This is a genomic window from Frigoribacterium faeni (assembly GCF_007988805.1).
GTDB classification, from domain to species: Bacteria; Actinomycetota; Actinomycetes; order Actinomycetales; family Microbacteriaceae; genus Frigoribacterium; species Frigoribacterium faeni.
Genome location: NZ_BJUV01000043.1, coordinates 1 through 24,732 on the forward strand (window position 1 = coordinate 1; position 24,732 = coordinate 24,732).

Annotated in this window: 27 protein-coding genes and 1 tRNA gene; 10 read left to right on the plus strand and 18 right to left on the minus strand. The window is 73.4% G+C overall.

Annotated elements, in window-relative coordinates; translation table 11 throughout:
* Nucleotides 1-127: 127 nt before the first annotated feature.
* Nucleotides 128-1,165 carry an aldo/keto reductase gene (locus tag FFA01_RS14325; protein ID WP_146856868.1) on the minus strand — a complete coding sequence of 346 codons (1,038 nt, stop codon included), beginning with the start codon at nt 1,163-1,165 and terminating at the stop codon, nt 128-130.
* A gap of 203 nt (nt 1,166-1,368) precedes the next feature.
* On the opposite strand from FFA01_RS14325, the gene FFA01_RS14330 reads away from it, so the two are divergent.
* Nucleotides 1,369-2,313, plus strand: coding sequence for an AraC family transcriptional regulator (locus FFA01_RS14330; RefSeq protein WP_167627395.1), 945 nt, complete (start codon nt 1,369-1,371; stop codon nt 2,311-2,313).
* A gap of 285 nt (nt 2,314-2,598) precedes the next feature.
* Here the strand turns inward: FFA01_RS14330 and dcd are convergent, their stop codons facing one another.
* Nucleotides 2,599-3,180 (minus strand): dCTP deaminase, encoded by a 582-nt coding sequence (gene dcd, locus FFA01_RS14335; protein WP_146856870.1) that lies wholly within the window; start codon nt 3,178-3,180, stop codon nt 2,599-2,601.
* Nucleotides 3,181-3,302: 122 nt separating this feature from the next.
* Here dcd and FFA01_RS14340 point away from each other — a divergent pair, with 122 nt between their 5' ends.
* Nucleotides 3,303-4,283, plus strand: coding sequence for an NAD(P)H-quinone oxidoreductase (locus FFA01_RS14340; protein WP_146856871.1), 981 nt, complete (start codon nt 3,303-3,305; stop codon nt 4,281-4,283).
* Nucleotides 4,284-4,390: 107 nt separating this feature from the next.
* Here the strand turns inward: FFA01_RS14340 and FFA01_RS14345 are convergent, their stop codons facing one another.
* The 5 genes from FFA01_RS14345 to FFA01_RS14365 are packed head-to-tail and all read right to left on the minus strand — an operon-like array spanning nt 4,391 to nt 6,687.
* Nucleotides 4,391-5,002 carry a hypothetical protein gene (locus tag FFA01_RS14345; protein ID WP_146856872.1) on the minus strand — a complete coding sequence of 204 codons (612 nt, stop codon included), beginning with the start codon at nt 5,000-5,002 and terminating at the stop codon, nt 4,391-4,393.
* Nucleotides 4,999-5,577, minus strand: a complete 579-nt coding sequence (locus FFA01_RS14350; protein ID WP_146856873.1) for a hypothetical protein — start codon at nt 5,575-5,577, stop codon at nt 4,999-5,001. The genes FFA01_RS14345 and FFA01_RS14350 overlap by 4 nt, the downstream gene beginning before the upstream one ends.
* Nucleotides 5,574-5,996, minus strand: coding sequence for a hypothetical protein (locus tag FFA01_RS14355; RefSeq protein WP_146856874.1), 423 nt, complete (start codon nt 5,994-5,996; stop codon nt 5,574-5,576). The genes FFA01_RS14350 and FFA01_RS14355 overlap by 4 nt, the downstream gene beginning before the upstream one ends.
* Nucleotides 5,993-6,184 carry a DUF2273 domain-containing protein gene (locus FFA01_RS14360; RefSeq protein ID WP_146856875.1) on the minus strand — a complete coding sequence of 64 codons (192 nt, stop codon included), beginning with the start codon at nt 6,182-6,184 and terminating at the stop codon, nt 5,993-5,995. Before FFA01_RS14360 ends, FFA01_RS14355 begins: the two co-directional genes overlap by 4 nt.
* The gene (locus FFA01_RS14365) at nt 6,181-6,687 is read right to left on the minus strand and encodes an Asp23/Gls24 family envelope stress response protein (protein ID WP_146856876.1); all 507 of its coding nucleotides are present in this window, start codon (nt 6,685-6,687) and stop codon (nt 6,181-6,183) included. Before FFA01_RS14365 ends, FFA01_RS14360 begins: the two co-directional genes overlap by 4 nt.
* Before the next feature lie 194 nt (nt 6,688-6,881).
* Between FFA01_RS14365 and FFA01_RS14375 the strand changes: the two genes are divergently transcribed.
* The 4 genes from FFA01_RS14375 to FFA01_RS14390 all read left to right on the plus strand — a co-directional run bounded on the left by FFA01_RS14375 (nt 6,882) and on the right by FFA01_RS14390 (nt 8,922).
* A complete protein-coding gene (locus FFA01_RS14375; protein ID WP_244289878.1) occupies nt 6,882-7,439 on the plus strand; it encodes an RNA polymerase sigma factor in 558 nt (185 codons plus the stop codon).
* Nucleotides 7,436-8,242 carry an Asp23/Gls24 family envelope stress response protein gene (locus FFA01_RS14380; RefSeq protein WP_146856878.1) on the plus strand — a complete coding sequence of 269 codons (807 nt, stop codon included), beginning with the start codon at nt 7,436-7,438 and terminating at the stop codon, nt 8,240-8,242. Before FFA01_RS14375 ends, FFA01_RS14380 begins: the two co-directional genes overlap by 4 nt.
* The gene (locus FFA01_RS14385) at nt 8,242-8,700 is read left to right on the plus strand and encodes a hypothetical protein (protein WP_146856879.1); all 459 of its coding nucleotides are present in this window, start codon (nt 8,242-8,244) and stop codon (nt 8,698-8,700) included. Before FFA01_RS14380 ends, FFA01_RS14385 begins: the two co-directional genes overlap by 1 nt.
* A gap of 148 nt (nt 8,701-8,848) precedes the next feature.
* Nucleotides 8,849-8,922: transfer RNA gene (locus tag FFA01_RS14390), tRNA-Gly, on the plus strand.
* Between the two features lie 178 nt (nt 8,923-9,100).
* Here FFA01_RS14390 and FFA01_RS14395 read toward each other — a convergent pair.
* The 8 genes from FFA01_RS14395 to FFA01_RS14430 all read right to left on the minus strand — a co-directional run bounded on the left by FFA01_RS14395 (nt 9,101) and on the right by FFA01_RS14430 (nt 17,430).
* Nucleotides 9,101-9,511 carry a hypothetical protein gene (locus FFA01_RS14395; RefSeq protein ID WP_146856880.1) on the minus strand — a complete coding sequence of 137 codons (411 nt, stop codon included), beginning with the start codon at nt 9,509-9,511 and terminating at the stop codon, nt 9,101-9,103.
* A 183-nt stretch (nt 9,512-9,694) separates the two neighbouring features.
* A complete protein-coding gene (locus tag FFA01_RS14400; protein ID WP_146856881.1) occupies nt 9,695-11,194 on the minus strand; it encodes an alpha-amylase family glycosyl hydrolase in 1,500 nt (499 codons plus the stop codon).
* Between the two features lie 101 nt (nt 11,195-11,295).
* The gene (locus tag FFA01_RS14405; RefSeq protein ID WP_146856882.1) at nt 11,296-12,726 is read right to left on the minus strand and encodes an AMP-binding protein; all 1,431 of its coding nucleotides are present in this window, start codon (nt 12,724-12,726) and stop codon (nt 11,296-11,298) included.
* A complete protein-coding gene (locus tag FFA01_RS14410) occupies nt 12,683-13,834 on the minus strand; it encodes an MSMEG_0565 family glycosyltransferase (protein ID WP_146856883.1) in 1,152 nt (383 codons plus the stop codon). The genes FFA01_RS14405 and FFA01_RS14410 overlap by 44 nt, the downstream gene beginning before the upstream one ends.
* Nucleotides 13,835-13,851: 17 nt before the next feature.
* Nucleotides 13,852-14,709 (minus strand): carbon-nitrogen hydrolase family protein, encoded by an 858-nt coding sequence (locus tag FFA01_RS14415; RefSeq protein WP_146856884.1) that lies wholly within the window; start codon nt 14,707-14,709, stop codon nt 13,852-13,854.
* 9 nt (nt 14,710-14,718) lie between these two features.
* Entirely contained in the window at nt 14,719-16,155 is a 1,437-nt protein-coding gene (locus tag FFA01_RS14420) for an MSMEG_0569 family flavin-dependent oxidoreductase (protein WP_220478422.1), read from the minus strand.
* Entirely contained in the window at nt 16,152-16,490 is a 339-nt protein-coding gene (locus FFA01_RS14425; protein WP_220478417.1) for an MSMEG_0570 family nitrogen starvation response protein, read from the minus strand. The genes FFA01_RS14420 and FFA01_RS14425 overlap by 4 nt, the downstream gene beginning before the upstream one ends.
* A 1-nt stretch (nt 16,491) precedes the next feature.
* Nucleotides 16,492-17,430, minus strand: coding sequence for a carbon-nitrogen hydrolase family protein (locus FFA01_RS14430; protein WP_146856886.1), 939 nt, complete (start codon nt 17,428-17,430; stop codon nt 16,492-16,494).
* Nucleotides 17,431-17,689: 259 nt separating this feature from the next.
* Here FFA01_RS14430 and FFA01_RS14435 point away from each other — a divergent pair, with 259 nt between their 5' ends.
* Genes FFA01_RS14435 through FFA01_RS14445 form a run of 3 tightly spaced genes read left to right on the plus strand, consistent with a single transcriptional unit; the run spans nt 17,690 to nt 20,784 of the window.
* Nucleotides 17,690-18,220, plus strand: a complete 531-nt coding sequence (locus FFA01_RS14435; RefSeq protein WP_146856887.1) for an MSMEG_0572/Sll0783 family nitrogen starvation response protein — start codon at nt 17,690-17,692, stop codon at nt 18,218-18,220.
* A gap of 12 nt (nt 18,221-18,232) precedes the next feature.
* Nucleotides 18,233-19,306, plus strand: a complete 1,074-nt coding sequence (locus FFA01_RS14440; RefSeq protein ID WP_208720935.1) for an MSMEG_0568 family radical SAM protein — start codon at nt 18,233-18,235, stop codon at nt 19,304-19,306.
* Between the two features lie 2 nt (nt 19,307-19,308).
* Nucleotides 19,309-20,784, plus strand: a complete 1,476-nt coding sequence (locus FFA01_RS14445; protein WP_146856888.1) for an MSMEG_0567/sll0787 family protein — start codon at nt 19,309-19,311, stop codon at nt 20,782-20,784.
* 54 nt (nt 20,785-20,838) lie between these two features.
* Here FFA01_RS14445 and FFA01_RS14450 read toward each other — a convergent pair whose 3' ends face one another.
* From FFA01_RS14450 to FFA01_RS14460, 3 genes are all read right to left on the minus strand, one after another.
* The gene (locus tag FFA01_RS14450) at nt 20,839-21,990 is read right to left on the minus strand and encodes a hypothetical protein (protein ID WP_146856889.1); all 1,152 of its coding nucleotides are present in this window, start codon (nt 21,988-21,990) and stop codon (nt 20,839-20,841) included.
* Between the two features lie 84 nt (nt 21,991-22,074).
* Nucleotides 22,075-23,283, minus strand: a complete 1,209-nt coding sequence (locus tag FFA01_RS14455) for an alcohol dehydrogenase catalytic domain-containing protein (protein WP_146856890.1) — start codon at nt 23,281-23,283, stop codon at nt 22,075-22,077.
* Nucleotides 23,284-23,470: 187 nt separating this feature from the next.
* The gene (locus tag FFA01_RS14460) at nt 23,471-24,211 is read right to left on the minus strand and encodes a ZIP family metal transporter (protein WP_146856891.1); all 741 of its coding nucleotides are present in this window, start codon (nt 24,209-24,211) and stop codon (nt 23,471-23,473) included.
* A gap of 244 nt (nt 24,212-24,455) precedes the next feature.
* Between FFA01_RS14460 and FFA01_RS14465 the strand changes: the two genes are divergently transcribed.
* Nucleotides 24,456-24,701, plus strand: coding sequence for a zinc ribbon domain-containing protein (locus FFA01_RS14465; RefSeq protein ID WP_167627396.1), 246 nt, complete (start codon nt 24,456-24,458; stop codon nt 24,699-24,701).
* Nucleotides 24,702-24,732: the final 31 nt, after the last annotated feature.

A 24,732-nucleotide genomic window follows, 5' to 3' on the forward strand; every position in this document is an offset into this window, starting at 1 on the left:
GCACGTCGCACTGCACCGTGTTTCGTGCGCCGCACCGCGTCTAGGTCAGGTGCGGTGACCGGAACGCGGTGCGGTGCGGGCAGAGGCGGGCGGCGGCGCCGCCAGCCGCCGCCGCCCGCACCCGCGCTCAGCGGCCGCCGACGAGCTTCCGGTCGCGCTGCGCGACCCCGGCCGCACCGTACGGGTAGTCGTCCACCCGCGGCGCGCTCGCCGCCGACAGCCGCGCGACCTCGTCGTCGGTCAACGCGACGGCCACGTCGGACGCCCCGAGGTTGTCCTCGAGCTGGCCGACGCTCCGTGCACCCAGGATCACCGACGTCACGGCCGGCTGCCGCAGCAGCCAGGCGAGCGACACCTGCGAGGCCGACGCGTCGTGCGCCGCGGCGATCGAGGCGACCGCGTCGAGGACGGCCCAGGTGCGGTCGTCCGCGTTCCGCGCCTCCCAGGCCTCCATGCCCCGGGTCGGATCCTCGCCGAGGCGGGTCGCCCCGGTGGGGGCCTCGTCGCGGGTGTACTTGCCGCTCAGCCAGCCTCCGGCCAGCGGCGACCACGGCAGCAGCCCGATCCCGGCGTCGAGCGAGGCCGGCACGACCTCGTGCTCGATGTCGCGCACCAGCAGGTTGTACTGCGGCTGCAGCGTGACCGGGGGCGCGAAGCCGAGGGCGGCGGCGCGCCCGACGGCCTTGGTCACCTGCCAGCCGAGGTAGTTCGAGAACCCGTAGTAGCCGATCTTGCCCGCGCTGACGGCGTCGTCGAGGAACCGCAGGGTCTCGTCGATGGGCGTCAGGTGGTCCCACGCGTGCATCTGGTAGAGGTCGACGTGCTCGACTCCGAGCCGGGTGAGCGACGCGTCGAGCGCGGCCGCGAGGTGCCGGCGCGAGAGGCCGACGTCGTTCGGGCCCGTGCCCATCGGGAACCGGCCCTTCGTCGCGAGCACGACCTGCGCCGCGTCGGTGGGGCGGGCCGCCAGCCAGCGGCCGATGATCTGCTCCGAGACGCCCGCGCTGTAGACGTCGGCGGTGTCGACCAGCGTGCCGCCCGCGGCGACGAACGCGTCGAGGAGCGTGTGCGAGGTCGGTTCGTCGGCTTCGGCGCCGAAGGTCATGGTGCCCAATGTCAGCTCCGACACGGAGGCACCGCTGTTTCCGAGTGTCCTGTAGTCCATGCGCCCGACGCTACGCCGAGGAGGCGCGGTGCGGGTCCGGTGCGCATCGCACGGGGACCGCGTCGAGGGGGTATTCTTCGGCCAGTCGACGGATCAGGTCGACGTGCTCGAGCGAACCCAGACCCCGTTCGCGACGGCCGCCACCCGACACGGGTCCAACCGAGATGTCACCGAACCCCTTCGCGGACCCGCGCGTCCGCAGCATGGAGACGACCGACCCCGTCGTCGCCCACGAGATGCTTCAGAAGATGTACCGGCTGCAGTCGATCGAGCCGACCGTGGACGGCGCCGGCGTCGGCGAGGGCTTCGCGTTCCGCCGCTCCGTCTCGGGCGAGCAGCGCTTCGCCGTCGGGCACCTCTACTACGGCGGTGTGGTGCGGACCGTCCACGATCCGATCTCGTACTTCACGCTGGCCACCGTGGTGTCCGGTCAGGTCACCATCACCGACGGAGTCGAGGAGGCGCGGGGCGGCGCCGGCCAGACCGTCGCGTCCCCCAGCGACCGCGTGAAGGAGATCCGCTCCGAGCATCTCGAGGTCTCGCAGGTCATGCTGGACCGCGCCTCGGTCGACCAGGAGCTCGCCGCCCTCGGGCTCGTCGCGCCCCGCGGACTCCATGTGACCGCCATGGAGCCGGTCTCGGCGGCCCACCAGAAGCACTGGCATGCGGTGTCGGCTCATCTGCGGCACGTCATCGGCAACGAGGCCGCGATGGCGAGCCCGCTGATCCGCACGGCGGCGTTCCGCTCGGTCGTCTCGGCGTTCATCGAGGGGTTCGAGACGAACGCCGTCGCGCTCGACCGGACGATCGACGGGCGGCCGCTGCCCTCGACCGTGCGCCGGGCGATGGCGTTCATGGAGGAGCACGCCCACGACGACGTCGGCATCACGGAGATCGCCGAGGCGGCGCGTCTGACCCCGCGGGGGCTGCAGCTCGCCTTCCGGCGGCACCTCGACACGACGCCGATGGCGGAGCTGCGCCAGGCGCGGCTGCGCGGCGCCCACGACGACCTCACGGCGGCCGACCCGACGCTCGGTCACACCGTGGCGGGGATCGCGTCGAGCTGGGGCTTCGCGCACGCGGGACGGTTCTCGGCGCAGTACCTCGAGGCCTACGGGCGGTCGCCCCGCGAGACCCTCGAGGCCTGAGCGGGCCCGATCAGGGGGTCGACGTCGGAGCCGCTCCGGTGCCCACGCGGCCCGTGGTCGGCACTCGCCGCGGACGGTCTTCGCGGTGCGAGCATCGCGTTCGTTTCGCGTCCAGGTACGTGAAAAAAATGAGGATCCGTTACAAGATGAGGTGCCTCGCGATGACCGGTTCAGGATCGCGAGTCCGGGGGTGCAGGTTGAGATGTCGGGTTTCTCCCTGCGCCCCCTTCTTCTCCGCCGAGGCGACCTCGGGAGGCCGCGCCGCGCCTCCTCGGCTCGACCGCGTCAGCGGCTGACGTCGGTGTGCACGAACGACTGCGCCGAACGGCTCGCGGTCGGTCCGCGCTGGCCCTGGTAGCGCGACCCGTACTCGCTCGAGCCGTACGGGTGGTCGGCCGGCGAGCTCAGCCGGAAGAAGCAGAGCTGGCCGATCTTCATGCCCGGCCAGAGCTTGATCGGCAGGGTCGCCACGTTCGAGAGCTCGAGGGTGACGTGGCCGCTGAACCCGGGGTCGATGAACCCGGCCGTGGAGTGCGTGAGGAGCCCCAGCCGTCCCAGCGAGCTCTTGCCCTCGAGGCGCGCGGCGACGTCGTCGGGCAGGCTGACCAGCTCGTACGTGCTGCCGAGCACGAACTCGCCCGGGTGCAGGATGAACGGCTCGTCGGCCTTCGTCTCGACCAGACGGGTGAGCTCGGGCTGCTCCTCCGCCGGGTCGATGAACGGGTACTTGTGGTTGTCGAACAGCCGGAACAGGCGGTCGAGCCGCACGTCGATGCTCGACGGCTGGATCAGCGAGGGGTCGTAGGGGTCGAGGCCGATGCGCCCGGCGTCGAGCTCGAGCTTGATGTCGCGGTCGGAGAGCAGCACGCGACAAGCCTAGTCAGCCCCGAGGGCGCGGGAGGGGCGGGCTCGGCGCGCCCGGTCGGCGACGGGGGCGCGACGCGGGCGCAGTCGGGGCGGGCTCGGGGTCGGTGGGGGAGGATGGGGTCATGCGTGCCGTCACCGTCCCCGTGCCCGGAGGGCCTCGTGCCCTCGTCGTCAGCGAGGTGCCCGAACCCGTCGCCGGGCCGCGCGAGGTCGTCATCGACGTCGCCGCCGCGGGGGTCAACCGCGCCGACGTGAACCAGCGCGAGGGCCACTACCCGTCGCCGGCCGGAGCCCCGAGCTGGCCCGGTCTGGAGGTCAGCGGCACGGTGGTGGCCGTCGGCGACGAGGTGACCACCGCCTCCCTGGGGGATCACGTCGTGGCCCTGCTCTCGGGCGGCGGCTACGCCGACCGCGTCGCCGTCGACGAGGGGCTGGTCCTGCCGTACCTCAAGGGCCTCGACTTCGTCGAGTCGGCCGGACTGCCCGAGGCCGTCGCCACGGTGTGGTCGAACGTGTTCATGAACGCGCAGCTGCAGCCGGTCGAGACCCTGCTCGTGCACGGCGGGTCGAGCGGCGTCGGATCGATCGCGATCCAGCTCGCCAAGGCCCTGGGGTCGACGGTCTACGCCACGGCCGGCACCGCCGACAAGGTCGCCTTCAGCGAGGCGCTCGGCGCCGACCGGGGCATCGACTACAAGAACGAGGACTTCGTGGCGGTCGTCAAGGAGCTCACCGACGGGCGCGGCGTCGACGTCGTGCTCGACCTGGTGGGCGGCGACTACCTCGCCCGCGACGTCGAGGCGCTCGCCGTCGGGGGTCGCATCATGGTGATCGCCTCGCAGGGCGGCGCCGAGGCGACCATCGACGTCGGCCGTCTGATGGGCAAGCGCGGACGCATCTGGGGCACCACCCTGCGGGCCCGGCCGCTCGAGGAGCGCCGCGAGATCATGGCGCAGGTCCGCGAGCACGTCTGGCCGCTGGTCGCCCGCGGCGACGTGCGACCCGTGCTCGACAGCGTGTTCCCGCTCGAGTTCGCCGCCCTCGCCCACGAGCGCATGGAGTCCGGCGGGCACAGCGGCAAGATCCTGCTCGCCGTGCGCTGAGCCGGCCGGCCGTGCGCTGAGCCGGCCGGCTGCGCTGAGCCGGCCGGCTGCGCTGAGCCGGCTCGCCGTGCGCTGACTCCTCGAGAGGGCGGAGGAGGCGCGGGTCGTCAGGCCACCCGGCTGTCGGCGCCCTTCTTCACGACGGACGCGCCGACGACCTCGACCAGCACCGGGACGGACTCGCCGAGCACCCGGTCGAGTCCTCGCACGACGTCCGACGCGGCGGCGACCACCGGGGCGGGCGACGACCCGGCCGTGACGCGCACCCGCACCTTGAGGGCGGGCCGGCCGTTCACGGTCCAGGCCGAGACGCCGACGTCGGCGATGTCGCGGCGACGCTCGAGCGCGTCGGTGATGGCGGTGTCGGCGAACGACGTCGAGACGGCGATCGAGCCCGCCTCGTCGTCGGAGACGACCACGCGGTTCGTGCGGCCTCCGCCGTGGCGGAACACCGCCACCAGGAAAACGATCAGCAGCACGAGGCAGAGCGCGGCGAGGGCGGCGGGCAGCCAGCTCCCGCCGGTGCCGCCGTTCGGATCGAGCGGCGTGCGGTCGACCGCGTCGGCCACGGCGCTCGCCGCGGGATCGACGAGGTCGCGCAGTCGGGCTCCGGCGTCTCCCGCGAGGGCGCTGACGCCGACGAACGCGCCGACGGCGATCGCGATCAGCCCGGTGACGATCAGCAGCAGCCGGTTCAGGAATCTGTTGCTGGCGGTCATGATCCGAGCCTTCCGTCGGTGGCGACGCTCGTGGCGGCGGTGAGGGAGGGGCGGTAGGGGGTGGCGGCGAGCTCGTCGCGGACCGCGGCGAGCACGGGCTGCTCGTCGAGCGCGACGCCGGAGGTCGGAGTCAGACGGACCTGCGCCTTGCGCCGCGAGACCCAGGCGTCGACCTGGTCGCTCGAGAGCCGACCGGCGACGCGGGCGGTGCGGGCGAGCGACGACGCGATGACGCGATCGTCGACCACGGCGGCGACGCGGTCGTCGTCGATGGCGTGACGTCCGCGACGGCCGGCGGTGAGGCCGAGCACGAGCAGGACGATCCCGACGAGGACGCTGACGGCCCCGGCCGCGATGACGACGCCCGGGGCGTCGGAGAGGGCGGTCGACAGGGTCGGCAGCACGTCGACCGGCGAGAAGAGCAGCGCGGGTCGACCGAGGGCGGCGTACACCGACTCGATCCCCACCCAGGCCACGACGACCGAGAGGAGGAGCAGCACGACGATGGCGCTGCCCGAGCGGGACGAGTTCGACTCGCGGCGCACGATGCGCGCGTAGACGCGGGGATCGCTCATGAGGTTCTTCCTGTCCGCTCGATACGGGATCCGGTGACGGTGACGTCGACGCGGCCGACGGTGCGATCGGCGATCTCGGCCATGCGTCGGGTGAGCGTCGACTGCAGCGATCGGACGATGCCGACCACGCCGCCCTCGGGCACGTCGACGGCCTCGGTGAGCGTCGGGATGCGCACGGGCGTCGTGACGGACAGCGCGAGCCGGCCGTCGTCGTCCCGGGCGTCGACGTGCACCTCGCGGCGGTCGACTCTCAGGGTCTCGGCGACCACGGCGACGGCGACCCGGGTGAGGACGCGCGCCGCGGTGCTGACGTGCCCGGGGACGACGGAGGCGCGGTCGGGGAGCCCGGTGGCGCCGTCGGCGCGATCGTCCTCGCGGTCACCGCTCCGACCGGTCGCCGGTGCGGCGGTGGCGGTCATGACGACGAACGCCGTCCGCGCAGGGCGTCCAGCAGCCCGCTCGCGTCGGTCTTCCCCGAGACGATGCGGCCGACGAGCGCGCCCACGGCGATGCAGACGGCGACGAGCACGAGGGCCCAGAAGCCGAACTGCAGTCCGACGACGGCGAGCACGGCCCCGACGGCCATGCCGGTGGTGGTGGGGGTCATCGGACGCGGCTCTCGGCGTTCTCGTCGGCGTCGTCGTCCTCGCCCGGGATGAAGACGTCGTTGATGGCGACGTTGACCTCGGCGACCTCCATGCCGACGAGCTGCTCGATGGCACGGGCGACGCTCGCGCGCACGTCCTCGGCGATCCGGTTCATGGGCTGCGGGTACTCGACGACGATGGTCACGTCGGCCGCGACCTGGGTCTCGCCGACCTCGACGCGGACGCCCTGGCTGAGGTCCTGCGTGCCGATCACGTCGCGGAGGGCGCCGAAGGCGCGAGCGGCTCCGCCACCGAGGGCGTGGACTCCGGGGACCTCGCGGGCGGCGATGCCGGCGACCTTCGAGATGACGCTGTCGGCGATGACCGTCTTGCCCACGGCGGTGACGCCGGTCGACCCGGTCGAGGAGCTCGTGGTCGCGGCCGTGGTCGAGACGGGAGCCTTGTCGACCCGGCTGGTGGAGGCGGCGGTCGTGGCGGGGGTGGTCGGGGTGGTGTCGGCCATGGTGTTCTCCTTCTGTCGGGGTCGCGTCGATGCGGGTTCCACGTCGCGAATCGGTGTAGTCATGTACAGGACGCATCCCGCGGCAGAAACGTCACGGAATACGTCGAGGACATTCTCTCCGGCCCTGTTCGATCAGGGCCACGACGGTCGGGTCGCGGTCACGTGCCCCGAGCGAGACGAGCCGAGGAGGCGCGGTGGCGGTCGACCTGGCCAGTGCGGCCGACGCGGTGCTCGCGTCGCGTGCCGCCGAGGGGGACGAGCGGGCCTTCGAGCAGCTGCTGCGCCGCCACCTCGGGCTCATGACGGCCTACGCGACGCGCCTCACGAGCTCGCGGGCCGACGCCAACGACGCCGTGCAGGAGGCCTCCATCGCGATCTGGCGCGAGCTGCCGACGCTGGCCGACCCGGCCGCCGTGCGCGGCTGGATGATGCGGATCGTCTCGCGCAAGTCGTTCGACCTCGTGCGGGCCCGGCGCCCGGCGAGCGACGTCGACGAGCTCGAGCTGCCCAGCGAGCACGGCGGTCGCGACGACCCCGAGCGCGCGGCCGTCACCGGCGACGCGCTGTCCGGCCTGCGGGAGGCGCTGCAGCGGCTGCCCGAGAGCCAGCGGCAGGTGTGGACCCTCCGCGAGGTGGGAGGCGAGTCGTACGCCGACATCGCCGAGAGGACGGGGACGACCGTGACCGCCGTCCGAGGCCTGCTGGCCCGAGCACGAGAGACGTTGACCCGCGACATGGAGGCCTGGCGATGAGTGACGACCCGACCCGCGCCTCCTCGGGGACGCCCGACGAGCCGACCCGCGCCTCCTCGGAGACGACCGGGGTGCCGGGGCTGCCGGGTGCGCCCGACGTCGGCGCCGAGCTGGCGGCCGCGGCCGTGGCCGAGGGGCTGCCGCCCGCCGAGGCGGTGGCGGCCGGCGACGCCGTGACCGAGGCGGACGCCGCCGCCGAGCTCGACGCCGCGGTCGAGGCCGCGCCCGACGACGGCGTGAGCATCGAGCGCATCTCCGACTACCTCGACGACGGCCGGGAGCCCTACGACCCGTTGATCGAGGACGACCCGTCCGCGCTCGCCCAGCTGGTGGCGCTCAAGCGGCTGCGCTCGATCACCGGTCGCCTGCTGGCCGACGAGGTGGCCACCGCCTCGACCGCGCCGGCGCCCTCGTGGATCGCCGACGTGATGAGCCGGGTGCGGCTCGAGTCGCGCTCCGGCCGCGAGATCCCCCTCACGTCGACCGATCTGCGGACCACGCTGCACATCACCGAGGGCGCCGTCCGCGGGCTGATCCGGGAGGCCGGAGACGCGGTCGACGGCGCCGTCGTCATCTCGTGCGCCATCATCGGCGACGTCTCGCAGCCGGACGCCGCGGTGCGCGTCGAGGTGTCGATCAGCGCGCTCTACGGCGTCGAGGTCCCGGCGCTCGCCGACGAGGTGCGCGGCGCCGTGGCCCGGCACCTCCTGCAGCAGACCGAGCTCGTCGTCGAGAGCGTCGACGTGACCGTGCGGGACGTGCACCTGATCGACACCGACCCCGACACCGAGGGAGCACCGTGATGGACGACAGCCAGCTCTCGCAGCTCGCCACCGAGCTCGGGGCGCTCGCCGCGGGCACTCCCGGGGTGGTGCGCGTGCAGGCCCGACCCGGCTTCGGCACGGTGGTGCGGCAGGCGCTCGACGGGCTGACCGCGGTGGTCGGCGGGGGCGACGCGGATGAGGCGTCGTCCGCCGGTGCGGCGGGTGCGGCCGGTGCCGCGGGTGCGGCCGGAATGCCGGGTGCAGCCGGTGCCGCGGGTGCGGCCGGGGTGCCGGGCGGACGCTCGGCCCCGTTGGTCGGGATCGCCGTCACGCGGCTCGAGGCCCGGGTGACGCTCGACATCGCGGTGAGCGACGAGGCGGCGGGGCCGCGTGTGGCGCGCGAGGTGGCCGAGCGGCTGCTGGCGCGGCTGGCGGACGAGACCGACCTGGTCGAACCCTCGCTCGACCTGCGCATCGTCGGCGTCGCGTCCGCCTAGCTCTCCGTCGGATCGAGTGGTCCGAAGACGCTCGTCGTGCGCCGGTGAAGAGCATCTTCCGACCACTCGATCGCCGCGCGGGGCGACCCCGGGGTGGCCTCGGAGGTACGGGTCGCTATAGTGGTGACGCCCGCCTTCGAGGCGGCGCGCGAGTGTAGTTCAATGGTAGAACTCCAGCTTCCCAAGCTGGTAGCGCGGGTTCGATTCCCGTCACTCGCTCCATTCGTTGTCCGTCGGCGTCCGATCGTGCGCGCCACGCGCCCCGCCCGCGCTACGCGTTTGGCCCCGCCCGCGCCACGCGTCGCGCCTCGCCCGCGCTACGCGTCGCGCACACGATCGAGTGGTCGGAAGATGCTCTTCCTCCGCCGACGAAGAGCATCTTCGGACCACTCGATCCGGGTCAGTCGCGGCTCGGGGTGGCGGGGTCGACGTCGGGGCGCTCGCGACGTGCGGCGCGCACGGCGAACACCGTGAGCGTGACGAAGACGGCCAGCGCGACGCCCGCGATCACGAGCCACGACGTCGCTCGGCTGCCGGACAGGCCGTCCGCGGCCAGCAACGCGAGCCCGGACAGCACGAGGAACGCGCGCGGCACGGCGAACGCGGGTCGCAGCGAGCCGGGGGAGTCCCAGCGGGCGGGGCCGGGCTCGGGCGCCTTCGCGATGAGGAGGAACACCGTCGCCAGCAGCCCGAACGGCACCGTCAGCATGAACCAGACCAGCTTCGAGCGGCCGTCCTTGCGGGCGAGCCGGATGTTGACGACGCCGAAGACGACCCAGACGACGAGCGAGACGAGGGTGAAGGTCGACACGCGCTCACGTTAGCGCGCGCCACGCGACTCGCGCCTCGCGCCCCACCCCGTCCCGCCTCGCGCCCGCCCGCGCGATCGAGTGGTCGGAAGATGCTCTTCATCCGCCGCCGAAGAGCATCTTCCGACCACTCGATCCGCCGCGGGCGAGCGAGCGGCGCCTGCCCGGCTGAGGGAGGGCGCCGCTCAGACGCGCCCGGGCGCCGCGATCGCCCAGCCGTGGGCCCCCACCACGAGGTCGGCGCCGTCGAACCCGGCATCGCGCCCCGCGACGAACTCGGGCGTCGAGCCGGATGCACCGGCCGCTCCGGTCGACCCCAGCGGCACCCGCAGCTCGCCGTCGCCGATGTTCAGCGCCACGACCAGCACCTGCCCATCAGCACCGTCGGCTCCGCCGCCCGCACCGGACCCGCCGCCCGAAGCCCCGCCGCCGCCCGAAGCCCTGCCACCGCCCGAAGCCCCGCCACCGCCCGAGGCGTCGGCTCCGCCACCCGCACCGGCTCCGCCACCAGCAGCCCCGCCGGCCACGGCACCGTCGCGCCCACCGGTCAGCTCGAGCACGAGGGTCCCGTTCTCGACCGACAGGGTCCGGCTCCGCGCCCGGTGCAGCCACGGGTGCCGTCGCCGCACGCCGATCAGCAGCTGGTGCAGCGCGAAGACGTCGGGGCGGGCGTCGGGCACGCCCGAGCCGGGTCCGTCGACCGGCGCGGGCGGGTAGGCGGGGCGCACGGCGTCGTCTCCGCCGACCCGCGCCTCCTTGACTCCGCGCAGTCCGTACTCGTCGCCGTAGTAGACGCTCGGCATCCCGCCCAGCGAGAAGAGCAGCACGGTCGCGTGGTCGTGGTGGCGCTCGTCGGCGATCTGACTGGCGATCCGGGTGACGTCGTGGTTGCCGACGAAGGTCAGCGGCACGAACGCGTCGAGGAACTCGTCGTGCCGGGTCAGCGCCCAGGCCAGCTCGTGCAGGTTCGCGTCGTCGATCCCGTGCCAGATCCCCTGCCACAGCTCGTACTGCGTGACGCTGTCGAGGCCTCCCTCGCGCACGGCCGCGACGTAGTCGCCGTGCAGCACCTCGCCGACGACGGCGACGTCGGGGTGCCGCTCGCGCACCGTCGGCAGCACCTGCGCCCAGAACTCGGAGGGCACGGCGTAGGCGGCGTCGAGCCGCCAGGCGTCGGCGCCGCGATCGCACCAGTGGGTCATCACGTCGATCACGAGCTCCGCGACCTCGGGACGGGAGTGGTCGAGGGCGATCAGCCCGCCGTGGCCCTCGAAGGTCGCCAGCTCGCCGTCGTCCTCCCGACGGAACAGCGCCGCCGCCGGCGACGAGGCGTCGGCGCGGGCCTCGACGAGAGCGGGGAACTCGGGCCCGACGTGGTTGAAGACGCCGTCGAGCATCACCCGGACGCCCTTCTCGTGCGCCCGCTCGATGAGCTCGACGAGGTCGCTCTCGGTGCCGAGGCGCGGGTCGATCGTGACGTGGTCGATCGTGTCGTAGCCGTGCGTCGACGACGCGAAGACCGGCCCGAGCGCGAGTCCGTTCGCCCCGAGCGCGAGCAGGTGGTCGAGCCAGGGCACCAGGTCGAGGAGGCGCGGCGCCGGCGTCCGGTCCCCTCCCGTCGTGTCCGCTCCGACGAATCCCAGGGGGTAGACGTGCCACCACACCGCGTGCTCGGTCCAATCCATGCCCTCGAACCTAGCCGCGCGGCACGACGCCAGGATGTGGGCACAGCGCCAGGCCTTCTCCTGGTGCCGTGCCCGCATCCTGGCGCGGTGGCACCCGCCCGCTACGCCCAGGCGCGCCGGCGGGTCTTGCCGGCGTCGTCCCTCACCGGCTCGTCGACGACGCGCACGGCGGACGGCCGCCGCTCGGGGTCGAGGCGCTCGCGGGCCCAGGCCAGGATCGTCGGGCCGTCGACGTCGCCGCCCGGCACGTCGACCACGGCCTCGATCCGCTGACCCAGGTCGTCGTCCGCGACGCCGAACGCGACGGCGCCGCGCACCGCGGGGTGGGCCTCGAGCACCCGCTCGACCTCGGTCGGGTGCACGTTCACCCCGCCGCGCAGGATGACGTCGTCGACCCGGTCGACCACGAACAGCCACCCGTCGTCGTCGAGCAGCCCGAGGTCGCCGATGGTGTCCCAGCCGTCGGCGGTCCGGGCCGACTCCCCGCCGAGATACCGGTACGTCGGGTCGCCCTCCCGCCGCAGCCAGACCTGCCCGATCGTGCCCGCCGGCAGCTCGTCCCCGTCGGCGGACCGCACCGACACCGCCGTCGACCCCGTCGCCCGGCCGACGCTGCCCGGGTGCCGCAGCCACTCGTCGCCGCGGATCGTCAGCACCCCGTTGGACTCGCTGCCCGCGTAGACCTCGACGACGCGCTCGGGGCCCACCCAGTCCAGGAACCGGCGCTTGAGGTCGGGCGCGCACGGCGCCCCGAGGTGCAGCACCGTCTCGAGCGACGAGACGTCGGCCGCCGCGCGCTCGTCGGCCGGCAGCCGCAGCAGGCGGTGCATCATCGTCGGCACGAGCAGGGCCCAGGTCACCCGGTGCTCCTCGATCGCCCGCAGCACCCGCCGCTCGTCGAAGCGCGGCAGCAGCACGAGCGAGTGCCCGGTCATCAGGCCCCGGAACGCGTAGGTGAACGTGGCCGAGTGCATCAGGGGTCCGGCCACGAGCTGCACCTGGTCGCGCGGCAGGAACGACGCCACCGCCCGGTCGGGGTCGAGCAGCGCGGGTCCGGCCGCGACGACGACCTTCGGCCGGCCGGTGGACCCCGACGAGGTCGGCGCCTTCCAGCTCGTCGACCAGGCGTCGGGCAGCGGGGTGTCGGCCAGCCCGGCCGGCGGCGTCCAGCGCGCCGGCACCCACGGCACCCCGTCGCGTGACGACGGCACCCCGACCACGAGCGCCGGCCGCACCAGCTCCTCGAGCGCGGCGCGCTCGCCGGCGTCGAGGCCGAGCGACACCGGTTGGGGCGTCGCGCCGCACTTCCAGACCGCCGCGCAGACGACGATCGCCTCGACCGTGTTCGGCAGGGCGATCGTGACCATCGAGTCCCGCCCGACGCCGAGCTCCGCGTAGGCGCGGGCCAGCCGGGAGGAGGCGCGGTCCAGCTCGAGGGCCGTCAGCACCGACTCGCCGTCATGGGCCACGATCCGCCCGGGGTCGGCGTCAGCGAGCGAGGTGACGATGTGCGAGATCGACTGCCTGACCACGGTCGCCCTCCGTCCCGACCGACTCGTAGAACTCCTCGTGCAGCCGGGCGACGTCGTCCCAGTCGTGCGACGCCGCCAGCGCGCGCCCGGGATCGGCGGGCGGACCGTCGCCGTCGAGCGCCGCGACGAGCGCCCCGGCGACCGACTCGCGGTCGCTCGCGTAGGCCACCGTCGCGCCGAACACCTCGCGCAGCACCGGCAGGTCGCGGGCGACGACGGGGACGCCCGCGGCGAGGGCCTCCATCGCGGCCAGGCCGAAGCCCTCCTTGGTCGAGACGAAGGCCAGCGCGCCCGCGGCGGCCACCAGCGCGGGCAGCTCGTCGTCGTCGACGACCCCGAGGAGGCGCGGGTCGAGACCCAGCTCCGCCGCCCGCCGGTCGAACCCGGCCCGGTAGTCCCGGTAGTCGAAGAGGGTCTCCCCGCCGCCGAACACGAGCCGCACCCCGGGACGCTCCCGCTGGACGAGCGCGAACGCCTCGAGCAGGTCGACGCTGCCCTTGCGCGGTTCGATGCCGCCGAGGGCGAGCACGTACTCGCCGAGCCGTCCGCGCCACACGGACCGGCCGGCCGCACCCTCCGGCCCGGCGGCGGCCCGGAACCGGGCCGAGTCGACCCCGTTCGGGATGACCGTCGGGGTCAGCCCCCAGCCCGCCGCCACGTCGGCGGCCACCGCGGCCGAGACGCACAGACGCGCGATCGGCTGCCGGATCGCCTGATCGTGGCAGCGGACGAGCTCGGGCGTCGTGAACTCGTCGAGGTGATGGACGGTGCGCAGGCACGGCCCGACCGCGTTGGCCGAGATGCAGTCCTGGGCGTGGACGACCTCGGGGGCGTCCGAGGCGTCGCGCTGCGCGTCGAACGCGGCGCGCATGGTGGCGATCGACCGCTGGATGCGCTCCCCGACCGATTCGTCGTCGCGCGCCGCGAACGGCACGACCCGGATCCGCACCGCGGGGTCGACGCGACGGAAGAACGCCTGGTCGCCTCCGCGGCCGAGCGTCCAGACGGTCACGTCGTGACCCCGCCGGGCCAGGGCCTCCGACAGGGCGAGCGTGTGCACGACCCCGCCCCGCGGCTTCGTCGAGTAGGTGACCTGGGCTATCTTCACGCGCGCGCCTCCTCGGGTCAGGCGATCGGGGGCGGACTCGTACGGTACGCGGCGGGCACCCGCTCGTGCAGGTGGTCCATCGTGCGGCGGGCCCGGGCGACGCCCGCGCCGACGTCGGCGGTCGCGGTCGCGAGACCGCCCTTCGCCCAGGTCTTCGCGATGATCTCGCCGGCCGGGTCGACGACCTTCGCCTGGCCCAGGAACCTCAGCCCGCCGAGCACGCCCGTCTGGTTCGACGACACGAGGTAGAGCTGGTTCTCGGCGGCCCGGGCGCAGTCGTAGAGGTCGAACAGGTGCGCCTGCCGGTCGTTCCGCAGGCGGTCCGACCGGTCGGTGACGCTGGCCGGCCACGCGCTCAGGCAGGCGAGCAGCTCGGCGCCGTCGAGCGCCAGCGTGCGCGACGACTCGGGGAACGTCTTGTCGAAGTCGATCATCATGCCCAGGCGGCCGACGGGGGTGTCGAACGCGTCGAACGACGACCCGGCCCGGTACGCCTCGGACTCGCCGAGCGGCAGGTGGACCTTGCGATGCGAGCCCAGGAGGCGCCCGCCCTGCACGCAGACCGCGCTGTTGTACCGGACGTCGACACCCCCGTCGAGCACCCGCTCGGCCACCCCGAAGCAGATCGTCATGTCGCCCGCCATGTCGGCGACGGCCTGCACCTCGGGGCCGTCCAGCTCGACGGCCGGCGGCAGCGCCTCGGGGCCCGGGTGCACCATGTCGAGCAGGTAGCCGCCGACGGTCGCATCGGGCAGGACGAGCAGGTCGACCCCGCGCTCGCGGGCCTGCTCGATCATGCCGGGCAGCTTGGCCAGGGTGCGCTCGACGTCGCGACCGAAGTGCGCCGCGACCGCCCCCATCGTGATCTCGGCCATGTCGACAGGCTAGCCCGACACGACCGCCTCCAGCGGGGCGTCGGTCCGTCCCGGCTGAGCCGTCGAGGCGGTCGGCGTCGACGTGCCCGCCGTCGACGCGCCCGACGTCGAGGTGCGCGGCGTCGACGTGTCCGGCGTCGAGTCGTCGCGCGTCGCCCGACCGGCCTGGGCGGCGAGGCTCTCGACGACGTGCTCGGCATCGCGGGCGATCGCCTCGAACCGGCCGGAGCCCCAGGTGTGCAGCCACGGCAGTCCGACGAAGCACAGCCCCGGCGTCGAGGTGACCCCGCGCCGATGGGTCGGGTGGCCCGCGCCGTCGAAGACGCCGACCTGCACCCACGAGTAGTCCGAGCGGAAGCCCGCCGACCAGACGATGCTCGTGATGCCCGCCTCGCGGAGGTCGAGGGCGGTGACCTCGGACTCGGGCCGCCAGACCGGGCTGTAGCGCGCCTCCTCGGGGGCGTCGATTCTCTCGCGGTCGATGTGGCGGTCGATGTCGGACTTGATCGACTCCATCACCGAGTCGGCGTGGTCGAGCGAGGCCTCGGCCGTCGGCGAGAAGCTCAGCGCCGTGCCGTCGGCTCCGGTCAGCCGGCCGTAGAGCCGCATGCCCTCGAGGGCGAAGGCCCGCAGGTCGATGTCGCGTCCTCCGTCGCGTCCGGTCATGTAGTGGTTCGTCGACTCGCGCTTGGTCAGCCCGCCGACCTGCGCCTGCACGGGGATGTCGTAGACGCCCATGTCGCTGAGCCAGGCGATGCAGTCGCGGCCGCGGTAGAAGCGGGCGCAGCGCGGCGCGGACCCGAGCGCGAGGTGCACGCGACGCCCGGCGAGATGGAGGTCCTCCGCGATCTGCGCGCCGGACTGCCCCGAGCCGACGACGAGAACGTCGCCCTCGGGCAGCAGCTGCGGCGAGCGGTAGTCGGCCGAGTGCAGCTGCACGACGTCGCGCGAGACGCCCGCGGCGACGGCCGGCAGCACCGGTCGGTGGTACCCGCCGGTGGCGACGACCACCTGGTCGGCGAGGACCGTGCCCTGGTCGGTGACGACCTCGAAGCCGCCTCCGGTCGCCTCCCGCAGGCGCGTGACCAGCACGTTCTCGACCACGGGCGCGTCGAACGAGGCGGCGTAGCGGCGGATCCAGGCGAGCACCTCGTCGCGGGCCATGAAGCCGTCCGGGTCGTCGCCGTCGTAGGCGAAGCCGGGCAGCACGCACTGCCAGTTCGGGGTCACCAGCGTGAAGGCGTCCCAGCGGCGGTCGGCCCAGTCGTGACCGATCGTGTCGCGCTCCAGCACGAGGTGGTCGATGCCCTGCCGCGTGAGATGCCAGCTGACCGAGAGACCGGCCTGGCCGCCGCCGACCACGACCACGTCGACGCGGGTGCCGTCCACGACCCGGCGGGCGGGGCGGGATCCGCGGGGACCGGCGGTCGCGCGCTCGGCGGTCACGAGACGGCCTCCGAGGCGGAGGCGGAACCGGAACCGGAGGCGGGGGCGGTCTCGGGAGCAGGGAGGGGCGGGAACATCTCGAGGACCCGCACCGTGCCTCCCGGGTAGCGTCCCGCGACCGCGACGATCTCGCTCTCCTGCTGCATCGCCGAGGTGCAGGCGAAGCCGTAGCGGGCGGCGACCCGCTCGCTCGCGACCCGGAGGGCCGTGGTCGAGCGGTCGACGAACTCGGCCAACGGGTAGTCGGCGCCCTCGACGAGGTAGTCGTGCATCACGAGGCTGGGCGAGTAGCACGAGGCCACGGCGCCGTCGGGCCAGCGGATCTCGAAGGTCATCTCAGGCACGGGCGAGGCTCGCCTTCTCGACGGACGCGACGGACGCGACGGATGCGGCGGATGCGGCGGATGCGCCGGACGCGGCGCCCTCGCCGGTGCGGTACGCGTCGGGGCGGCGGTCGCGCAGGTGGAACATGCCGCCGCGCATCGCCGCGAAGGTGCCCTCGACGTCGATCTCGGCGATCGCGAGGCCCGCCTCGAGCAGCGTCGTCGCGAGCACGTTGCCGCCCGGGTCGACGACCTTGGCGTTGCCGACGTAGCGCAGCGAGCCGAAGGTGCCGGCCTGGTTCGACGCCATCCAGAACACCTGGTTGTCGAGGGCGCGAGCCATGTCGAAGAGGTTGAACCGGTACGTCCAGCGGTCGTCCTGCAGGTTCTCGGCGGTGGCCGTCCGGGCGACGGGCCAGGCCGACATGCTGACGATGATCTCGGCGCCGTCCATCGCCAGCGACCGGGCCGCCTCGGGGAACGCCTTGTCGTAGCAGATCTGCAGGCCGATCCGGCCGACGGGGGTGTCGAACGCCTCGTAGACGTCGCCGGCCGAGTACGACATGTTCTCGCCGAGCGGCTGGTGCACCTTGCGGTACGAGCCGTAGACGCGGGCGCCGTCGAGGCAGACCGCGGCGTTGTAGCGGGTCTCGCCGTCGGCGTCGAGCTCGCAGAAGCCGATGCAGACGACCATGTCGCCCGCGATCTCCTGCACGCGCCGCAGCTCGGGGCCGTCGAGCGAGATCGCCGGGGGCAGCGACCGCGACGTGCTCTTCAGGGTGTCGCCGTGGTTGCCGAGCGACGAGAGGTACCCGCCGATCGCCGCCTCGGGGAACGCGAGCAGCTGCACGCCGGCCTCCCGGGCCTCGCGGACGAGGCTCTCGATGAGCGCGTAGTTCTGGTCGAGGTCTCGGGTGAAGTTCGCCGAGACGGCCGCGACGGTCGTGGTCATCGATGCTCCTTGCGGGCGGTGGATGGTGACGGAGGCGCAGGGTCCTGCGGTGCGTCAAGTCAACGTCACGACGTGTTACCGATTGGTTTCGACCAGAACAAGATCGTGTTTCCGCGGATCGGGGCGCAGTAGAGGGGTACGCCGGGCGGCCTCGAAACAATTCGGCGATCCCCCGTAATCCGACGGCAACACACGCGCCGAAGACTCGTGCCAGATCGACCCGGCAGTTCCTCATCCGACCCCGCAAGGAGCCCGCACCATGAGCGACATCGACTTCGACCAGCAGATCCTCGACAACATCGAGACCTCGCGCAACGAGATCGCGCACCCGTCCCTGCCCAAGGGCAGCAACATCTACGGATCGACGAAGATCTTCCCCGACTACACCGCCACGAAGGACGAGTACTACTTCCAGCTCGTGCACGGCATCGCGCACGAGTCGTCGGTGAGCTTCGTCGCCGTGCTGCAGGCCACCCGCGCCCTGCGCAAGGGCTTCACGAGCGTCCTCTACTTCTACGGCCCCGGCTCGATGAACTGCATCGCGAACCGCGGGTTCCCGACGACCGGCTCGGACGGCTTCCCCGGTGAGAACAACATCAACAACGCGCTCGAGACCTTCATCGCCGAGGGCGGCACGGTGTTCTGCTGCCGCTTCGGACTGGCCCTGCACGGCAACCGCGAAGAGGACCTCATCGCCGGCGTGATCCCCTGTCACCCGCTCGACGTGCAGGACGCCGTCATCCACTACGCCCGCAAGGGCGCCATCATCAACAGCACCTACATGGTCTGAGCCGGTGCGCCCGTGACCATCACGAACGCCGGCGCCCTCTCGACCCGGGTCGACGTCGCGATCCGCGGCATCCGGGTCGCCGCCCCGGTGAACCGCCAGGGAGGCGCGGGTCCGAGCGACGACGGACACGTCCTGTTCCAGGGGCTGCAGTCGGCGATCCCGCAGAGCCAGGACAGCCCCTACCTCGTCGACGACGGCAGGCTGCTGCTCGACGGCGAGGACACCGGCATCGAGGTCACGCCCGTCGACCGGCCGCGGTTCTACGACCTCGCGACCGACGACGGGGTCCCCTACGAGAAGATCGCGCGCCTCCACGGGGCCACGGTGCTCGCCACCACCGTCGTCCAGACCTGCGTCCGCTACGACGAGGCCGAGCGGTGCCGGTTCTGCTCGATCGAGGAGTCGCTGAACGCGGGCTCGACGATCGCGGTCAAGACGCCGGCGATGATCGCCGAGGTCGCCGAGGCGGCCTGGCGGCTCGACGGCGTCGAGCAGATGGTCATGACGACGGGCACCTCGAACGGACGCGATCGCGGCGCCACGCACCTCGCGCGCTGCGTGAAGGCCATCAAGAAGGTCGTGCCCGAGCTCGAGATCCAGGTGCAGTGCGAGCCGCCGGCCGCCCTCTCGACGATCACCGACCTCTACGAGGCCGGCGCGCGGTCGATCGGCATCCACGTCGAGTCGATGGACGACGCGGTGCGGCAGCGCTGGATGCCGGGCAAGTCGCGCGTGTCGCTCGACGAGTACCGCGCCGCCTGGCGCGAGGCCGTGCGGGTGTTCGGACGCAACCAGGTGTCGACGTACCTGCTCGTGGGGCTCGGCGAGGACCCCGACGAGATGGTCGCCGGCGCGCAGGAGCTGATCGACATGGGCGTCTACCCGTTCGTGGTGCCGTTCCGGCCGCTGCGCGGCACGCTCGCGACCGACGTCGACGGGGCCACCGCGCCGCACGGCTCGGTGCTGCACGACATCACGTTCCGGGTCTCGCAGGCGCTGATCGCCGCGGGCATGAAGGGCTCCGACCAGACCGCCGGATGCGCGGCGTGCGGCGCGTGCTCCGCGCTGCAGACGGCAGGGGGCTGAGCATGGCCCTGCTCGACGTGCCGGCGCTGATGGGGCCGCGCGTCGTGAGCCCGCCGGCGGAGTTCCTCGTCGGCGTCGCGGACCCCGCCGAGATCGAGACGTACCGCGACCTCCGTCGTGCCGCCTTCGTCGACGAGCAGGGGCTGTTCGACGGCACCGACCGCGACGACCTCGACGACGACCCGCGCACCGTGGTGCTCGTCGCCCGGGTGGGCGCGACGGTGGTCGGCGGGGTGCGGCTCGCGCCCGTCGGCGCCCGGGACATCGGGTGGTGGACGGGCTCGCGGCTGGTGGTCGCGCCGTCGGCCCGGAGCGCGCGCGGCGTCGGCTCGGCCCTCGTGCGGGCCGCCGCGGCGCTCGCCGAGCAGCTCGGCGTGATCCGGTTCGACGCCACGGTGCAGACGCGCAGCGCGGTGCTGTTCCGACGTCTCGGCTGGGAGGCCACCGGCGGCTGCGTGATCGGCGGCGTCGACCACCTCCGGATGCGCTGGCCGATCGACCGGTACCAGCGGCTCGTCGACGCGACGAAGTCGCACCTCGAGGCGCTGCTCGAACCGCACACGGCGTGGTCCGGCTCGTCCGTGGCGTCGCTCGGCGGCCCCGGGTGGGTGGGCGACGACGGAGCGCCCGTGCCCGGCACCGACGTGATCGCCGCGTGCGACGCCATCCTGCCCTCGATGGTCGAGCGCGACCCCGAGTGGGCCGGCTGGTGCGGGGTGCTGGTCAACGTCAACGACCTGAGCGCGATGGGCGCGGCCCCGGTCGGGCTGCTCGACGCCGTGGCCGGTCGCGACACCGCGTTCGTCCGCCGCGTCATGGCCGGGGTCCGGCGCGGGGCCGAGGCCTGGGGTGTGCCGCTGCTCGGCGGGCACACGCAGGTGGGGGTGCCCGCGGCGCTCACCGTCACCGCGCTCGGGCGCACGGCCGACCCGGTGCCGGGGGGCGGCGGTCGCTACGGCGACGCGCTGTCGCTGACCGTCGATCTGAGCGGCTCGTGGCGCGAGGGGCATCACGGGGCGCAGTGGAACTCGACCGAGGGGCGCCGCTCGGAGGAGCTGCGCGACCTCGCCGCCACCGTCGCTCGGGCCCGCCCGTCCGCGGCCAAGGACGTCAGCATGGCCGGCGTCGTCGGCACGGTCGGCATGCTCGCCGAGGCCGGCGGGTACGGGGCGACGCTCGACGTCGCGTCGATCCCGATCCCCGGGTCGGGCGGCGCGGGTCCGGGCGGCCGAGAGGGTGGAGGAGGCGCGGGTGGAGGAGGCGCGGACGGCGTCTCGATGGGCGACTGGCTCGGCTGCTTCCCCGGCTTCGGCATGGTGACCGCCGACCGCCCGGGCGAGTCGAGGATGCACTCGGAGTTCGCGACCACGGCCGAGGTCGGCCGGCTTACCTTCGACCGGGGCGTGACGCTGCGCTGGCCCGACGGTGAGACGACACGGGCCGTGGCCGGCGGGGTGACGGGGCTCGGCCCGGCCTGAGCGCGAGAACCTGGCGCTGCGCCCGGAACCCGGCGCTGTGGCGGGCGTCCGCCGCTACGAGCCGAGCGCCCGCGCCACGTACGCCTCGGCGAGCCGGTCGCTCGCGCCCTCGACGTCGCCGTCGGTCAGCGCGTCGGGCGACACGGTCAGCCGCGCCCAGTCGTCGCCGATCACGAGGTCGGTGACGCAGGTGGTCGTGCAGCTGCGGTAGGCGGCGTCGCCTTCGGCGAGACCGGGCACGTCGACCGCGGACGACGGGTCGACCAGGCCGAACTCGAGCCGCTGGTCGAGGGCCCACGCGCCTCCGGTCAGGACGCTCTCCGAGACGGCCGGCACGAGCAGGCCGTCGGCCCCGTCCACGGACGTCGAGCAGGTGGACGCCCCGGCCCGCTGCCAGGCCGCGGCGTAGACGGAGTACCCGCCGCCGGGGACCATCTGCCGCGCCTCCTGGTCGCCGAGCTCGAGGGCGTCGCTCTCGAGCCCCGCGCCGTCGACGCAGCTCCAGGCGGGGATCGGCCCGGACAGCGGCCACGGCTCGTCGGTCACGTCGGCGGCGGCGACCGCGTCGGTGACGGCTCGCACGATGGGGGCGACGACCTTGTCGGGGGTGCTGCCGTCCGGCACGTCCAAGCGGTTCGCGAGGAACGAGACCCAGGTGCTGCCGATCAGCACGTCGTACTGGCAGCTCGCCTGCGTGCCCGTCGCCGTCTCGAGGGTCTGGCAGGTCGGTGCGCTCTGCTCGCCGTAGAGGTCGACGAGCTGCGGCCACTCGGCCTCGGCGTGCGGCAGCACCTGCACGAGCAGGCCGGAGTAGCGGACGCCGTCGGCGGCGTTGTTCTTCGCGTCCGCCGCCTCGCCGTCGTTCCAGGTGCAGACCAGACCGCCCTCCTGGGCGATGGCGTAGTCGGCCGACTCGACGCTCTCGCGGTCGTAGTAGTCGCGGGGCGCCCAGGTGGGGTTCGCGACGGAGGCGGTGCCCGGGTCGAGGAGGCTCGCGCAGTCGAGTCCGAGCTCGGTGACGGGCGAGGCGGGCGACTCGGGCTCGGGCGACGCCGACGGGTCGGCGCCGGGGCTGCTCACGGCCGGGGGAGTCGTCTCACCGCTCGGTGGAGCGCCCGGGGTGTCCCCGAACGAGCATCCCGTCAGCAGGAGGAGCGCCGCCGCCCCGCTGATGATGCCCTGTCCGATCCGCGTCGTCGTCCCCATCCGACCACGCTAACCAGCCGAGGAGGCGCGGGTCGTCACGATCCCGCAACACCCGGCCCGCGCCTCCTCGGCCGGTGAGACTCCTCAGCCGGCGATCAGCTCGACCTTAGTCCAGCCGGCCTCGCGGCGGTCGAACGCCTCGTAGGCCTCGATGGCCGAGGTGATGCCCTCGCGCTCGGTGATGAACGCCGTCGGGTCGAACCGCCCCGACGCGACCAGGTCGATCAGGGGCGGCGTGACCGAGTGGTGGTCGCAGTTGCCCATGCGGATCGTCAGGTTCTTGAGCATCGCCTCACCGAACGGGAACGACGCCATGGTCGGCGAGTAGACGCCGATCACTCCGATGCGGCCGTACTTGGCGACCACCTCGACGGCCCAGCGCAGGGCCTGCGACGGGGCGTTGCCGGGCACCCACTGGTCGCCCTGCGGCGCCGCGTCGGGCGCGACCTGCTCGACCTCGGCTGCGAACTCGGCGGCCGTGGCGTCGTCGGGTGCAGCGGGCCCCTGCGTCGCGTGCTGGGCGTCGACCCCGACCGCGTCGATCACGGCGTCGACCCCGACGCCGGCGGTCAGGTGCTTGATGGTCTCCACCGGGTCCTCGGTGTCGAAGTTCACGACCTCGGCGTTCTGGGCGAGCGCCATGGCGAGGCGGGTCTCGTCGTGGTCGACGACGATCACGCGCCCCGCACCTTGCTTGAACGCCGAGGCGATCGCGAACTGGCCGACGACGCCGGCGCCGAACACGGCCACCACGTCGCCGCGCTTCACGCCCGCGAGCTCGGCGCCGAACCAGCCGGTGGGGAAGATGTCGCTGAGCAGGATGCCCTGCTCGTCGCTGACCGTGTCGGGCAGCCGGTGCATCGTGTTCTGGGCGAACGGCACGCGGACCTGCTCGGCCTGCAGTCCGTTCACCGGACCGGTCGAGGCGGGTCCGCCGAAGAAGCAGGTCCCGGCGTCGGGGCCGTTCGGGTTGGCGACGTCGCACTGCGCGGTCTTGCCCTCGCGGCAGTAGCGGCAGGTGCCGCACGACACCGTCGAGTTGATGACGACCCGGTCGCCGGCGCTGAAGCCGCGGACGTCGTCACCGACCTCCATGACGACGCCGACGGCCTCGTGGCCGAGGATCGTGCCCTCGTTCATCGGCGCCATCGTGCCGCGGACGAAGTGCAGGTCGGTGCCGCAGATCGCACTGCGGGTGATGCGGACGACCGCGTCGGTCGGCTCGATGATGGTGGGGTCGGAGACCTCATCGAGGCGGATGTCTCCGATGCCGTGCCAGACGACTGCCTTCATGGGGGTCCTTCCGTCGAGTTCTCGTGCCCGACGGAGTGGAGCCGGGCACGACTGGACGGTAGGCCGCGACCGCCTCGGCGGACGTGTGCGCTGCCCCAGAGAACGGGGGACGTCCGCGAGACGATCGAGCCGAGGAGGCGCGGGTCGTCACGATCGCGCACCACCCACCCCGCTCGGGTCGGCGCGATCAGGCCACCTGGTGCACCACGTAGCTCGCCACGAAGCCGAGCACGGTCACGAGGCCGGTCAGCGTCTGCGTCTTGCGGAACGCCTCCGGGATCATCGTGTCGCAGATCATCGCGAGGATCGCCCCGGCCGCGAACGCCATCACGAACGACTGGCCGCCCTCGGGCACCGAGCCGAGCAGGGCGTAACCGCCGACGGCCGACAGCGCGCAGACGAGCGCGATGCCCGTCCAGAGGCCGAAGACGTAGCGGGCCGACCGGCCCGATGACTTGAGGTCGGCCGTGCTCGACATCCCCTCCGGGAAGTTCGAGATGACGACGGCGACGAGCACCGCGATGCTCAGGGCGCCGCCCCCGGTGAGGCTGATGCCCTGCACGGCGGTCTCGGGCACGCCGTCGAGGAGGGCGCCGAGGGCGATGCCGAGTCCCGTCCCCGAGCCCGCGCCTCCTCGGCTGTGTCGTTTGCGGCGGAATCCGCCGTGCTCGAGCAGCTGGTCGAGCACGACGTACACGACGGCGCCGGCGAGGAACCCGGACAGGGTCGGCACCAGGCCGCCGCTGCTCGTGGCCTCGTCGACCAGGTCGAACGACAGGGCCGAGATCAGCACCCCCGCGCCGAAGGCCATGACCAGGGCCACCACCTCGCGCGGCACCCTCACCAGCCAGGCGACGGCGGCGCCGATGACGAGCGAGAGGCCGGACAGCAGGCCGGCGAGTCCGGCGAGGATCAGAGGGGAGGGCACGTCGTCCGGTGTAGTCCCCCGGCGGCGCGGGCGGTCGGGTGGCCGGGACGAGAAAGGGGCACGGTCGCCGTGAAGACGACCGTGCCCCGGGTGCCGATGTTGTTCGCAATGAGCTTCACGGGCAGGGATGCAAGCAACACCGGCCCCAGAAGACGATGAAAACGCCTTCGACTCGTCAGACGCTACGCCTCGTCGCCCCGCCGCGGTCACAGGTCCCGCCCAGGGCGAGGACTACGGTCGAGCGATGTTCCTCCTCTTCGGCACCACCGTGCGCCGCACCCTGCTCGTCGTGGTCGTCTTCGCCTGCGGATTCTGCGACAAGACCGTGCCGCAGAACGTGGAGAGGCTCGCGACGAAGTTCACGCTGTTCTTCGTGCCGCTGTTCACGGTGTCGTCGCGGTACACGAACCAGTGCAGCAACTGCGGCGGCACGACCGCGCTCACCCGCGAGCAGGCCGACCACGCGGTCGCCCGTTCCGCGGTCCGCTGAGCCCGCCCGCCCCGCCCCGCCCCAGCTCGCC